Below are 12,914 nucleotides of genomic sequence, written 5' to 3' on the forward strand. Positions count from 1 at the left end.
GGGCTTGGCGCGGGCAGGGCGGCCAGCTTCGCCTCGAGCCCCGCCTTCTGCGCCTCCAGCGCATCCATCTTCGCCTTCATGCTCGGATGGAACATCCCTTCTGTGATCGCCGTGAGGATGTTCTCGATCTCTCTCGTGATCTTGACCAAGGCCCGTTCCGCCTCGACCCGGCCGGCCGCGCTCTCGCGCCGCTCTTTATCCATCTCCCGATGAAACTCCGCGATGAACTCCCGGATCAAGTCAGGATGCATGAGCTATGAGCTGCGTCCTCAACCCGCCCAGAACCCGCGCCTCGACGTCGGTGCGTTTGATCGTCTTGCGATTGGCGCAGGTCCCGGAGTTCCGTGCCGCAGCACAGCCCAGGCGGCTATCGCTGATCATGATATAGCCCGAGCCGCAGCAGCCGCAGGTCAGAAGCCCCGACAGCAGATAGCGGGGGCGATGGCCACGTTCGATCTTGGGGCCGTCGGGATTGGCTACCCGTTCGGTCAGGATATCTTCGCGGATTGCGCCCTGCCGATGTTTGACCCGTGTCCAGAGTTCCTCCTCGATGATGCGCAGGGCCGGGATGTCTTCGATGATCCAAGCATCGGGCGGGTTCGGCCGTGCCTGACGTTTGCCGCTGTCCGGATCCTTCACGAAGTGCTGCCGGTTCCAGACCAGTTTGCCCACATACAGCTCGTTGTTGAGAATGCCCGTGCCGCGCTTCCAGTTGCCCGATATCGTCGAAAAAGACCAAGTGCCCTTGCCGCCTGATCGCGGGGCGGGGATGCCATCGCGGTTCAAGCCGATCGCGATCGCCCGCGCACTGCGCCCCCGGTCATATTCCGTGAAAATCCGCCGAATGATCGCGGCCTCCGCCTCGTCGATCACCCGGTCTCCTGTGGTGTAGGTCCCGTCTGGCAGCGGCTGCCGGTCAAGCCGGTAGCCATAACTCAGCCCTCCCGCCGATTTGCCTGCCTTGACCCGCCCCTCAAGCCCGCGGTGCGTCTTCTCAGCCAAGTTGCGCAAGAAGAGCGCAGACATCGTGCCGCCAAGACCCACATGCATCTCGCTGATCGCGCCCTCGGCCTTCGTGACGATGTCCACGCCGAGAAACCGCATCCGCTTGTGCAGCCCAGCAATATGTTCCTGATCGCGCGAAAGCCGGTCGAGCGCCTCGGCGACCAGCACATCGAACTGCTCGGCCATCGCCGCCTGTTGCAGGCGCTGAAAGCCGGCCCGAAGCTGCGTGGCCCCGCTCATTGCCTCGTCCGCGAAAACCTCCACGACGGTCCAGCCACGCTCTTCGCACAAGCGTCGACACAGTCGAACCTGATCCGGGATCGAGGCCGCTGACTGAAGATCCGAGGAATACCGCGCCTAGATCGCCGCGCGCAGGGGGGCAGTCCGAGTCGTCATGCTCACCTCCGTCAACTGCCATCAATATCGCACGCGCGCGCCTCGCGCGCAGCTTGTCTCGCCAAAAGCCGTGCCAGCGCGACAAGGCCGGGATGTGGGGGGCAACTCATGGACAAGGAATCCGGCGCGGTCGACACCGGCAGGGCAGGGGCCGCAGCTTCCACCGCGACCTTCTTCCCACCGACATGCCTGCTCCGGTCCCGTGCCACGACAGGTTGCTCCCGGCCAAGCCAGAATAAACCCGGCCAGCTCGCTGATTGATGATCCCTGACACCGGGTGGCCCCCGATGCCCTCGAGATCAGTATACCAGAGATGCCGACCGCTTCGCCGTGGCCCGTCGAGTAACCCATTGCGATTATTGTGGAAAACCTCCCCGAAAATCCGGAGAACTCTCCACAGGAAATTCTTTGACCCATTGCGATCACTCCCAAACAGATAGACCGGCGCCCAGGCGCGCCCTGCTTGCGACATGAAAATCCGGATAATCCGGAGCATCGCTCGTCAGCCGGGCATGCCTGACGCGGTCGCGACAGCCCAGAAACTCCAAAAAAGAAGACAGCGGAAAAGACCGCCGCCGCAGGCGAGGCGCAAATCGCCATGAAAAACCGAAAGAGGAAAAAGGTCTGAAAGCTAGGTGCAAAGGAAGACGAGAAAGGGAATAGGAAAGAAGGGGCATCGTGGCGCTGCTCGAAAAGGAGAAAAAAAGAGGAAAAGGGAAGCAGGGCCTGTGTCCCGCCGTCACTCCGGACCCTCGATGAGCAATGCGACCTTTTGCGCAAACGCCCGCACGCTATCGCGAACGTCGGCCCGGAGAGGATTGCGCGTGGCGCAGAGGGTGGAGTTGGCCGGATGGGGCCGTCGTCCTGCCTTCCGAGCCGATACCAGCCCTCTACCGCTCGAATTGTGCTCGAATCCCAAGCGATATGGACCACCGCGTCGGTCAGAAAGCCAGTCGGCGCGGTCTCGTTCGAGCGGCCCCAGACCCGGGGAACCTGGCCATCTCTCAAGCAGATCCAGTCCTCCAGGATCGGTAACCTGTAAAGCTGTTCGGGGTCGATACCGAGGCTGACATCGCGCAACGCCCCGTCGAGGGCGGCGATCAGATCGGTTACGGCCATTGCGCGTCCTCCTCACCTGCGGGAGCGATCGGCGGAACGCCCGATGGCGTCATCGGCAGAAAAAGGGACTGACGCAGGTCCTCGCCGGTCAACTCCCGCTCCACGACTAGGCGCGCGGCCAACGCCCGAACCGCTCCGACATGGGGCCGCAGCGTCTCAAGGGCCCGTACCTCCGCAGCCTCCACGCGCGCGCACACGCGCGGAAACAATTGTGGGGATCGGAGCAGTAGAAGATCGTCTCCGCTTTGCCAGACCGGGCCGGTCTCGCCCAAGCCGAGTTGCGCTTCGATCGCGGCGGCGAGCCGCGTCGCTTGTGCGAGATCCGAGCTCGCGTCGCCGCCCGCGCCGGCACTCACGTCGCCAAAGATCAAACGCTCGGCAGCGCGCCCCGCCATCATCGTCGCGAGTTCGCGTTCAAGATCAGCAAGCAGAGCTTGGCTGGGCGCCCGCGTCCGTTCCGTCAGCCCGCCCGCGCCCGCGATCGCGATCCGCGTGACCCGCCCAACGCTGAGCGCCGTCGCTGCGAGCGCGTGGCCCGACTCATGCACCGCAACTCGCCAATCGACCGCAGGCTCGGGGGCGTCTCCGGGCGCATGTGCGAGCATATCGTCGATGGTCAGGTCTCGATCCGCGGCGCGCGCGCGGGACCGCGCGGCGCGGATCATCGCGTCGACCGCCGCGGCGCTAGCTCCAGTGCAGCGCCGCGCCAACGTCTCGATCTCGGCGGAAGACAGATACGATCCGAGTGCTGCCATCAGCATTGAGAAAATCGCATGCCGATCAGGGAGAGGCACCTCGATAGTGCGATCGAACCGACCGGGCCGCCGGATCGCGGCGTCAAGCGCATCGGGATTGTTGCACGCCCCCACGAGGAGCACGCCCTCTGAGCGGTTGAGCAAGTCGAGCTGCTCGAGAAAACCGTTGACTACTTGCCTGCGATAGCTGGCATTTTGCGAGTCTACGTCATCGCGCGATCCCGCCGCGTCGATCTCGTCCACAAATAACACGCAGGGACGAGCGGCAACGGCTGCAGCTAAAGACTCCCGCATCGCGGCAAGCATCTGGCCGAGGTGACCGGCCGATTGCCATGCGGCAAACGACGCTTGAATGCAACGAATGCCCGGCTCGGCGCCCATGGCTTGTGCAAGCCAAGTTTTGCCAGTGCCGGGCGGGCCGAAAAACAGGACAGAGTGTTCGATCTCGTTCCACTTCGCCGCGCCAGATTGCCATGCGCGCAACCCGTCAATGAGGCCTCGCGCAGCCTCGACGGCAGGGCACGGCGAAAGGTCCGAAAGGCAGGGGCCGCCCGGAGCCTGCGCGCAGGCCGCAGCAAGTCGATGCGCCGCGGCGACAGGATCGTCCGCCCGCAACGCGTGCAAAATGACGGCTTCGGGCAGGCCCGCGAGATGGCCATCTGGGGGCAGGAATGCTGCCGCCTCGGCGAGGTGCTCAGCCGTGAGATCAGCCGCCGTCGCGCGCCAATAAGCGCAGAGGATCGCTGTCGAAATCGGTGCGATCTGGATCCGCAATGGCGCGCACGCCGAGAGCGAGGGATCGAGGCCGACGCCGCTCGGCAGCGCGCTGTTGAAGACGTTGTTGACGATCATCAGCGCGCCGAAAGTGGTCAGCTCGACGATCTGGGTCGGGTTGAACTCGGCCGACAGCCGCTCGAAGAGCGCATCGGACACCCGGTTCGGATCCTTGGCGATCTGCGTGCCGTAATCCCAGATCACCTGCTCGCGTTCGTCGAGGTTCAGCTTTTCCGGGTTCTCGCCCCAGCCCGCGATGGCGCGGCGCATGAAGGTGGTGCACAGCTCGCAGGCATTGGCGCGCGAGATGGCAAAGCAGAACAGGATCGCCTCGCGCTGGCCCAGCCAGGGTTTGACCGCATCGAACAGCGCATACCATTCGAGCACGGCCTTGAGCGCCACGGGCGAGCGCAGAAGCGTCGCTTTCATGTTGGTCAGCGCATGGGTCTTGCTGATCTCGTCATGATAGGCGCGGATTTCGGGCGTGGCGGTGGCCAGATTGACCTTGGTGACGCGGGTCATGGTTTTTTCCTTTGTGTGTTGGCGGGAAGGACGGCGTGGATGGCGCCGATGACGATGTCGGCGATGGCCTCTAGCTCCGCGTCTGGCGTGGTCAGCGGCGGCGCGAGGCAGATCACGTCGGTGAGCACCCGGGTCGAGAGGCCGCGGGCGAAGAGCTCGCGGCGCAGGCGTGGTGCCAGATCCGTCTCGGGGCCGAAGCGGCGTTTCGTGGTGCGGTCGGCGACCAGTTCGATGCCGAAAAGCAGGCCAAGGCCGCGGATGTCGCCCACGTTCGGATGATCGGCAAGCCCGGCGTGCAACCGGCCAAGCAGATGCTTGCCCTGTTGTGCCGCACGCTCTGCCAGCCCCTCCGCCTCAAGGATGCGGATGGTTTCCAGTGCCACCGCGCAGGCGACCGGATGGGCCGAGGCGGTGAAGCCGTGCCACCAGCGCTTGGCGGGGGGGGCCGCGTCGAGCGCGGCCTTGATCCGCCCGCTGACCCCGATCCCGCCCAAGGGGATATACCCCGAGGTGATGCCCTTGGCGAATTGCACGATGTCGGGGCGCACCCCCCACTGCTCGACCGCGAACCAGTGCCCGGTGCGGCCAAAGCCGGTGATCACCTCGTCGGCGATGAAAAGCACATCGTAGCGGTCGCAGATTTCGCGGATGCGGGGGAAATAGTCGTCTTGCGGCACGATCACCCCGCCGCCGCCGCCCTGCACCGGTTCGGCGATGAAGGCGGCAACGGTCTCCGGCCCCTCGCGCAGGATGGCCTGTTCCAGCAGATCAGCGGCCTCCTGTCCCGTGCCCTCGAAGCGGTAGGGGTAGGGCGACGGGATGTGCAGGATGTCGGGTGCCGGTGGGCCGAAACCCTGCGAGAACTCGGTCACGCCGGTCACGCTCGCCGCCACCCCGGTCGAGCCGTGATAGGAATAATCGCGCGAGATGATCTTGGTCTTGCGCGGCTGCCCGACGGATTGCCAGAACCAGCGCGCAGTGCGGACCGAGGTTTCGGTGGCCTCGCTGCCCGAGGTGGTGAAGAAGAACGCCTCGATCCCCGGGGGGGCGATCTCGGAGAGTTTTTCGGCCAAGGCCACGCCCGGGCCGTGGCTGGCCCCGGCATAGGTGTTGGCAAAGGCGAGCCGTTCCAGCTGCGCGGTCGCTGCCGCGATCAGCTCCGGGCGGGCATGCCCGAGGTGAACGTTCCACATGCTGGACAGGCCGTCGATCAGCCGCCGCCCCTCGGCATCGATCAGAAAGGCGCCCTCACCTCGCGCCCAAAGCACCGGGGCGGCGTGGTCGACGGGGTGATGTTGCGGATGGATGAGATGGGCGCGGTCAGCGTCGCGCCAGCCGGAGAGGGTCTCCGCCGCTGCGGAAGGGTTGAGAAAGGGATGGGTCATGGCGGATCACTCCGCCGGAACGGCTTGGGTGGCGGTTTCGAGATCGTCCTCGATCAGCCGCAGCACGTCGGGGTTCGACCAGCGCAGCCAGAGGAAATGCCCGACCCCAAGGCCCAGAAGCCCGAGGAAGGCATAGGGCAGCAGGTTGAAGGGCGCGGGCGGCACCGGGTAAAGCAGCCCGATCAGCGGCAGCGACAGCAAGCCAACCGAGGCGACGGAAATTGCGACGTGATGCGGGCGCAGCTCGCCCCGCCGCGCCAGAAACACCGGTGCGCCGATCGCGACAAGGATATAGGCCGCAAGGAAGCCGAGCGTGGCGATGGTGCCGAGCCAGGCGAAGATGTCGAGCAACCCGTTGCCCGCAAGCGTCAGCGGCAGCGACAGCAGAGCCACGACAAGGGCCGAGATCGCCACCGCGACATGGGGCGTTTCATGCACGTCATGCGCATCGCCCGCACGGCCGTGGATGATGCCGTGCCGCGAGAGCAGATAGATCACCCGCGCCCCCGCATTGATCGAGGCGAGCGCCGAGGCGAAGAAACTGGCCGAGACCCCCGCCGCGATCACCGGACCCAGCACGCCAAGGCCAAGCCGCGCGGCGAGCGCCGACAGCGGCGCATCGATGCCGCCAAGGCCGGTCACCTCGCCCTGAAAGGCCGCGACGAGCACATAGGCCGAGACGGTGAAGAACAGCCCGGTCGCCAGCACCGTGGTGATCACGGACCGCGGGATCACCCGCAGCGGATCTTTCGCCTCGTGGCCGAGCACGGTGGCGCTTTCAAAGCCCACGAAAGAGAAGAAGGCGAGCACAAGGCCAAGGCGCAGGTCCTCGCTTTCCACGCCCTGCAACGTCAGCTGCGCTGGATCAGCCCCCGCCGCGCCTTGCCAAAGCGCGACGCCCAGAACGATCAGCACCGCGCCCACGGTGATCGCCTCGAGCGTCAGCGACAGTCGGGTCGACAGCCGGATCGAGCGCCAGGCGATGGCGAAGGCTAGCCCGATCGCCAGCGCCGACAGCAGCACCGCGGGCAGGTGGGTGTCAAAATCGCCAAAGGCCAGATGCAGCACTTCAAGCGCATAGCTCACCGAGCCCGCCACCACGGCCGCGGCGGTGAAGAGATAGGCGATGACGAGCGACCAGCCCGCGACCGTGCCCCAGAACGGCCCGAGGCCTTGCCCCGCAAAGGCGTAAAGCGCCCCGGGCGAGGCCGAGCGGCTGGAAAACGCGGTGATGGTGAAGGAAAGCACCAGAAGCGCCAGCGTGGCGAAGAGATAGGCCAGCCAGGTGCCGTTGCCTGCGGTGGCGAAGACGCCAAGGATCACGAAAGCCGGTGTGCCCGAAGGGGCGATGGTGCCGACGGCCTGCGCGACAACGTCGAGAAAGGAGAGATGGTCACGCTTCAGCGCGCCCGAAGAGCGTTCGAGAGAGGTCATGGGTCCTGTCCATGCTGGGAATGTCGTTGGGGAAGGCGGGTGTTGCGGCGACAGCCTCAGGCTGCCGCCCATCTACACGGGTCCGCCGCGCCCTTGACCGAGGCAAGGATGATCGCAAACCCGGCAAAACCGGTGACCTCCTTCCAGGGCTGGGGCACAAACGACATCTCGGCCTCTTTCGGCGCTACGGGTGACTTTTCGGATGCTGCATCCTCGCCCGCAAATCACGACCGATTCAATGGATAATTCTTGGCCTTTCGCGGCGCCCGCGCAGAAGGAATGCGGTGCGCCGCCCGCGCCAGGCGCAAGGTTTCTTCCCGGCGACGAGTCGGGGGGGCTGCGAAGCCAAGGCGGGCGGATGGCACGGTGGCGGCAATGGCCGCGCGGCGGGGGAATAGCCTTCTCCTCCCGGCGGCGGGTTTGGAAGCGGGTGTTCGTTTCGCCGGTTTCTTCGCCTGGGCTGTTTTCTTGACCCAGTCTTGGGGGGGTGAGATAAAAAGTTAAATGAAATCATATATGTGATGCGATTCATGCCGAGCTTGATACTGACCCGCCGCCGTCTTGGCGCCACTGTGACCGCCGCAGTCCTTGCGGCGGTTCTGGCGCTGCCCGCGCAGGCCGAAGAGCTGAAGAAGGTGCGCTTCGCCTATCTTCTGTCGGATACGCTGCTCTCGGTCTTTCGTGCGCAAGATCAGGGCTATTTCGCCGCCGAGGGGCTTGATGTCGATCTGATCCCGGTGCAGGGCGGCCCGGCGGTGATTGCGGCGCTGGCCTCGGGCGAGGCCGATATCGGCTATGCCGCCCCGGTGCCGCCGCTCAATGCCCGCGCGCAGGGCGTGCCGGTGAAGCTGTTCCTGACGCTCGGCCACGAGGCCGACCCGGATCGCAAATATGTCTGGCTTGTCGCCTCGAAAGCCTCGGGCGTGACCGCGCTTGCCGATGTGAAGGGCAAGAAGATCGCGATCAACGGCAATGGCACCGGCTGCGAATTGGCGTGGCGCGACCATCTGGCCGCGGCGGGCCTGTCCTATGACGCGGCAGAGGTGGTGGTGCTGCCCTTCCCGCAGCAGGAAGCCGCGCTTGAACAAGGCACGATCGACGTGGGCTGCGCGATCCAGCCCTTCTACGCCTCGATTTCGGCGAACCCCGAGATTGGCGCCAAGGTGATCGCGCGCGGTCTGCTCGCCGATGAAAAGGAGCCGGTGATTTCCGACAGCGTGATCGGCACCGATGCCTGGCTGGCCGAAAACGAGGACACCGCCAAGGCCTTCGCCCATGCGGTGGTGAAGGCGCGCGACGAGTTGCTGGCGAACCGGACGCTGGTCGAAGAGGCGGCGGTGAAATATCTCGACCTGACGCCGGAACTGGCGAAAACGCTCGATTATTCCGTGCTCAAGCCCGAGGTGGACGTGAAGCCCGGCGAGGTGCAGCGGATCCTCGATGCCTTGGTCAAGGCGGGCATCCTCAAGACGCCGCTTGCGGCCGCGGATGTTTCGATCGATCTGAAGCTCTGAGCCGATGACGGCTTTGCTTGAGGCCGTGGGGCTGGCCAGGGTCTTCCCCGACCGACCCGATCCGGTCGAGATCCTGAAAGAGATCTCCTTTTCTGTCGCGCCCGAGGAATTCGTCTCCATCGTCGGCCCCTCGGGCTGCGGCAAGACCACGCTTTTGATGTGTCTGGCGGGGTTGTTGCCGCCGTCGTCGGGCACGGTGCGGTTTCGCGGTCAGCCCGTGACCGAGCCGCCGCGCGGGGTTTCGGTGGTGTTTCAGGATTATTCCCGCTCGCTTCTGCCGTGGAAATCGGCGCGCGAGAACGTCACTTTGGGGATGCGCCGGCTTGGCCTTGGGCGGGCCGCGGCGCGCGATCGCGCCGATGACCTGCTGGCCGAGGTGGGGCTCTCGGGGTTTGAAGGTCATTTCCCGTGGCAGCTTTCGGGCGGCATGCAGCAGCGCGTGGCGATCGCGCGGGCGCTGGCGGCGGAAAGCGCGCTTCTCTTGCTCGATGAACCGCTGGCCGCCGTCGACGCGCAGACCCGCGCCGATCTGCAGGATCTGCTGCGCAGGCTGGCGCGCAAGTTCCGGCAAGCCTGCCTTCTGGTCACGCATGACGTCGACGAGGCGGTTTACATGGCGGATCGGGTGCTGGTGCTCAGCCGCCGCCCGACGCGGATCCTGCGCGAAGTGCCGCTTGCGCTGGGGGGCGAGCGCGACCAGATCGACACCCGTGAGCGGCCCGATTATCTGGCGGCGCGGCACGAGATCCTGACGCTGATCCGCGCCGCGCGACCCGAGGGGGCAGGGGCATGATCGCGGTCCTGCGCCCGGCCCTTGCGCTTGCGCTTCTGGCGGCGCTTTGGCAGGCGGTGGTCTGGGCCGCTTTCGTGCCCGAACGCTATTTCCCGCCGATCGCCACGGTGGTGCAGGCGGGCCTGTCGATGATTGCCCGCGGCCAGATGCAGCAGACCCTGTTCGACACCGGATCGCGGGCGATCCTCGGGGCGGTGGCGGTCAATCTGATCGGCATCGGGCTGGGGCTTGCGGCCACGGGGGCGCCCAGCCTGCGCCGCATCCTTGATACGGTGGCGGCGATCTTGCAACCGGTTCCGCCTGCCGCCGTGGTGCCGATGGCGGTTTTCGCGCTGGGCCTTGGCTGGAAGCTTTACGCCTTCGTCGTGGTGCTGGTGACGATCTGGCCGCCCTATCTGGCCACGGTCTCGGCGCTGGCTGCGACGCATCCGGTGCTGCTCTCGGTGGGGCGGATGGCGGGCTTTGGCCCGCTGGGCCTGCTTTGGCACATCCGCCTGCCCGCCGCGATGCCCGAGATCCTGGCGGGGGTGCGCTATGCCACCACCATCGCGCTGATTGCGGTGATCGTCTCCGAGATGATCACCGGCCGCGACGGCATCGGATTTTTGTTGTTTCAAAAGGCCTTCGCCATCCGCATCCCCGAGGTTTTCGCGTTGATGTTCGCGGTCGGACTGCTGGGCAGTGCAATGGGGCTGGCCGTGAACGCGGTCTACCGCAGTGTCGCGGGCTGGCATCTGGCGCAGCGGGGCAGGGCGGCATGAGGCGTCTTTTCCTCCATCCCGCCACTGTGCTGATCGCCGCGCTGCTGGCCTGGCAGATCGTGGCCCTGGTCAAGACGACGCCGCTGTTTCCCGGTCCGCTCGACGTGGTGGGGGCGCTTTGGGAAGATGGCCCGCGGCTCGTCCGCGAAATCGGCCACACCCTGCGCCGCGCCTTCGCGGGCTTTGCGCTGGCCGCGCTGACGATGATCCCGCTTGGGCTTGCGATGGGGCGCATCCGTGCGCTGGCCTTCGTGGGCGAGCCGCTGGTCGCCATGCTCGCCACCCTGCCGCCGCCCGCGACGGTGCCGGTGGTGATGCTGTTTGCGGGGACCGGCGATCTGGCAAAGATCCTTGTCATCGCCTATGCCGCCGCCGTTCCGCTGGTGATCAATGCCGCCGAGGCCGCGCGCAACCTGCATCCGATGCTGGGCCTCGTCGGGCGCTCTTTGAGGCTGACAAGGCTCGAAACCCTGCGGCTGATCGCGCTGCCCTCGGCGCTGCCGATGCTGGCCGTGGCCGCGCGCATGGCGGCTTCGGCGGCGCTTCTGGTCTCGATCACCTCGGAAATGCTGCTTTCGAGCAATGGCATCGGCAACTACCTGCAGCGCGAACAGGAAAACTTTCGCCTTGATGCGGGCCTTGCCGGGATCGTGCTGATCTCGGTCGTGGGCCTGATCCTGAACCGGCTCATCGCCGCGTCCGAACGGCGCTGGCTGGGCTGGCATTACCAATCCCGAACCGCGGAGACAGAGGCATGAGCCCGACGCAGAACGTGCTTTTCATCATGTGCGACCAGTTGCGCTTCGATTATCTGTCCTGCGCCGGGCATCCGACGCTGCGCACGCCCAATATCGACGCGCTGGCCGCGCAGGGCGTGCGGTTTGACCGTGCCTATGCGCAATCGCCCATTTGCGGCCCGTCGCGGATGAGCACCTACACCGGGCGCTACATGCGCTCGCATGGCTCGACGCAGAACGGTGTTCCCCTGCGGGCAGGCGAGCCGACGCTGGGCGATCATCTGGCCGAGATCGGCGTACGCAACGTGCTGGTGGGCAAGACGCATATGGTGGCCGACCGCGCGGGGCTGGCGCGGCTGGGCATCGACCCGGCGTCAGAGATCGGCGTGCGGGCCGCGCAATGCGGTTTCGAGCCTTACGAGCGCGACGACGGGCTGCACCCCGATGGCGGATACGATCCGGCGCCCGCCTATGACACGTATCTGCGCGCGCAGGGCTTTGACGCCGAGAACCCGTGGGAATACTGGGCGAATTCTGCCGAAGGCGCGCAGGGCGAAACCTTGAACGGCTGGCTTCTGGTGCATGGCGACAAGCCCGCCCGCATTCCCGCCGAGCATTCCGAAACCGCTTACATGACCGCGCGCGCGATCGATTTCATCGAGGGCGCGGCGGCGGCGGGCCAGCCCTGGTGCCTGCATCTGTCCTTCATCAAGCCGCATTGGCCCTATATCGCGCCTGCGCCCTATCATGCGCTTTACGGGCCAACGGATGTGAAACCGGCGGTCCGTTCCGACGCCGAGCAGACTGAGGCCGCGCATCCGATCTTCCGCGCCTTTCAACAGGAACGCTATGCGCAAAGCTTCGCGCGCGACGAGGTCCGCGAAAGGGTGATCCCGGCCTATATGGGTCTCATTGCGCAGATTGATGACGAGGTCGGCCGTCTGCTGCGGTTTCTGGACGACAAGGGCCTGCGCGACAGCACGCTGATCGTGTTCACCGCCGATCATGGCGATTATCTGGGCGATCACTGGCTGGGCGAAAAGCAGCTCTTCCATGATGTGTCGGCGAAAGTGCCGCTGATCGTGGTCGATCCCGCGCCCGCCGCCGATGCGACGCGCGGCACGGTCAACCGCGATCTGGTCGAACTGATCGACCTCGCGCCCACCTTCCTCGACTGGTTCGGGGGCGCGCCGAAGCCGCATGTGCTGGAGGGTCATTCGCTTTTGTCCCTCACCCGCGCCAGTGCGCCGGGGCCTTTGCGCGCCCATGCGGTCAGCGAATATGATTACGCCGTCGATGGCGTGCGCCGCCGCCTTGGCACGAAGGTGCGCGATTGTCGGCTGGTGATGATCACCGATGGCCGCTTCAAGCTGATCACCGCACCGGGGTTCCGGCCGATCCTGTTCGATCTGGACACCGACCCGGGCGAGCTGACCGATCTGGGCGCCGATCCCGCGCAGGCCGAGACGATTGCACGGCTGACGGCGGCGCTGCTTGACTGGTATCGCGGCGCGGCGAACCGCATCACCGTCAGTGACGGGTGGTTCAGTGATGGCGACGCGGCCGCCGAGGCCTTCGATCCGCTGCTCGATCCGGGGATTTTGATCGGCTACTGGGACGAGGCCGAGCTGGAGGCCGAGAGCACCAAGCGGGCGGCATGGCGGGCGGCGCGGGCCGGGAGATGAGGCCGCCTCGCAAGCCTCGGAAAAAGCGAGGTTT

Annotated in this window: 9 protein-coding genes and 2 pseudogenes; 5 read left to right on the forward strand and 6 right to left on the reverse strand. The window is 66.0% G+C overall.

Features of this window, described 5'->3' with window-relative positions:
* The 6 genes and pseudogenes from FBT96_RS17805 to FBT96_RS17825 all read right to left on the reverse strand — a co-directional run.
* A pseudogene (locus FBT96_RS17805) lies at nucleotides 1–239 on the reverse strand (recombinase family protein); the annotation flags it as partial.
* 1 nt (nucleotide 240) lies between these two features.
* Nucleotides 241–873: a recombinase family protein gene (locus FBT96_RS21490; protein ID WP_283234947.1), complete on the reverse strand. Its 633-nt coding sequence runs from the start codon at nucleotides 871–873 to the stop codon at nucleotides 241–243.
* A gap of 90 nt (nucleotides 874–963) precedes the next feature.
* A pseudogene (locus tag FBT96_RS21495) lies at nucleotides 964–1,350 on the reverse strand (recombinase family protein); the annotation flags it as partial.
* 1,160 nt (nucleotides 1,351–2,510) lie between these two features.
* Nucleotides 2,511–4,571 (reverse strand): AAA family ATPase, encoded by a 2,061-nt coding sequence (locus FBT96_RS17815; RefSeq protein WP_136909044.1) that lies wholly within the window; start codon nucleotides 4,569–4,571, stop codon nucleotides 2,511–2,513.
* On the reverse strand, nucleotides 4,568–5,956 hold the full coding sequence (locus FBT96_RS17820; protein ID WP_136909046.1) for an aminotransferase family protein: 1,389 nt from the start codon (nucleotides 5,954–5,956) through the stop codon (nucleotides 4,568–4,570). The genes FBT96_RS17815 and FBT96_RS17820 overlap by 4 nt, the downstream gene beginning before the upstream one ends.
* Nucleotides 5,957–5,962: 6 nt before the next feature.
* Nucleotides 5,963–7,390, reverse strand: coding sequence for an APC family permease (locus tag FBT96_RS17825; protein WP_169583573.1), 1,428 nt, complete (start codon nucleotides 7,388–7,390; stop codon nucleotides 5,963–5,965).
* A gap of 530 nt (nucleotides 7,391–7,920) precedes the next feature.
* On the opposite strand from FBT96_RS17825, the gene FBT96_RS17830 reads away from it, so the two are divergent.
* The 5 genes from FBT96_RS17830 to FBT96_RS17850 are packed head-to-tail and all read left to right on the forward strand — an operon-like array spanning nucleotide 7,921 to nucleotide 12,880.
* The gene (locus FBT96_RS17830; protein ID WP_169583575.1) at nucleotides 7,921–8,904 is read left to right on the forward strand and encodes an ABC transporter substrate-binding protein; all 984 of its coding nucleotides are present in this window, start codon (nucleotides 7,921–7,923) and stop codon (nucleotides 8,902–8,904) included.
* Between the two features lie 4 nt (nucleotides 8,905–8,908).
* Nucleotides 8,909–9,697, forward strand: coding sequence for an ABC transporter ATP-binding protein (locus tag FBT96_RS17835; RefSeq protein WP_136909052.1), 789 nt, complete (start codon nucleotides 8,909–8,911; stop codon nucleotides 9,695–9,697).
* Nucleotides 9,694–10,458, forward strand: a complete 765-nt coding sequence (locus FBT96_RS17840; protein WP_136909054.1) for an ABC transporter permease — start codon at nucleotides 9,694–9,696, stop codon at nucleotides 10,456–10,458. The genes FBT96_RS17835 and FBT96_RS17840 overlap by 4 nt, the downstream gene beginning before the upstream one ends.
* Entirely contained in the window at nucleotides 10,455–11,216 is a 762-nt protein-coding gene (locus FBT96_RS17845; protein WP_136909056.1) for an ABC transporter permease, read from the forward strand. Before FBT96_RS17840 ends, FBT96_RS17845 begins: the two co-directional genes overlap by 4 nt.
* Nucleotides 11,213–12,880: an alkaline phosphatase family protein gene (locus FBT96_RS17850; protein WP_136909058.1), complete on the forward strand. Its 1,668-nt coding sequence runs from the start codon at nucleotides 11,213–11,215 to the stop codon at nucleotides 12,878–12,880. The genes FBT96_RS17845 and FBT96_RS17850 overlap by 4 nt, the downstream gene beginning before the upstream one ends.
* Nucleotides 12,881–12,914: the final 34 nt, after the last annotated feature.

It is taken from the genome of Rhodobacter capsulatus (assembly GCF_005144475.1).
Taxonomy (GTDB): Bacteria; Pseudomonadota; Alphaproteobacteria; order Rhodobacterales; family Rhodobacteraceae; genus Rhodobacter; species Rhodobacter capsulatus_C.

Coding starts and splice junctions, on each gene's coding strand:
- FBT96_RS17815 (WP_136909044.1), bottom strand. CDS start 4,571: ATGACCCGCGTCACCAAGGTCAATCTGGCCACCGCCACGCCCGAAATC.
- FBT96_RS17820 (WP_136909046.1), bottom strand. CDS start 5,956: ATGACCCATCCCTTTCTCAACCCTTCCGCAGCGGCGGAGACCCTCTCC.
- FBT96_RS17825 (WP_169583573.1), bottom strand. CDS start 7,390: ATGACCTCTCTCGAACGCTCTTCGGGCGCGCTGAAGCGTGACCATCTC.
- FBT96_RS17830 (WP_169583575.1), top strand. CDS start 7,921: ATGCCGAGCTTGATACTGACCCGCCGCCGTCTTGGCGCCACTGTGACC.
- FBT96_RS17835 (WP_136909052.1), top strand. CDS start 8,909: ATGACGGCTTTGCTTGAGGCCGTGGGGCTGGCCAGGGTCTTCCCCGAC.
- FBT96_RS17840 (WP_136909054.1), top strand. CDS start 9,694: ATGATCGCGGTCCTGCGCCCGGCCCTTGCGCTTGCGCTTCTGGCGGCG.
- FBT96_RS17845 (WP_136909056.1), top strand. CDS start 10,455: ATGAGGCGTCTTTTCCTCCATCCCGCCACTGTGCTGATCGCCGCGCTG.
- FBT96_RS17850 (WP_136909058.1), top strand. CDS start 11,213: ATGAGCCCGACGCAGAACGTGCTTTTCATCATGTGCGACCAGTTGCGC.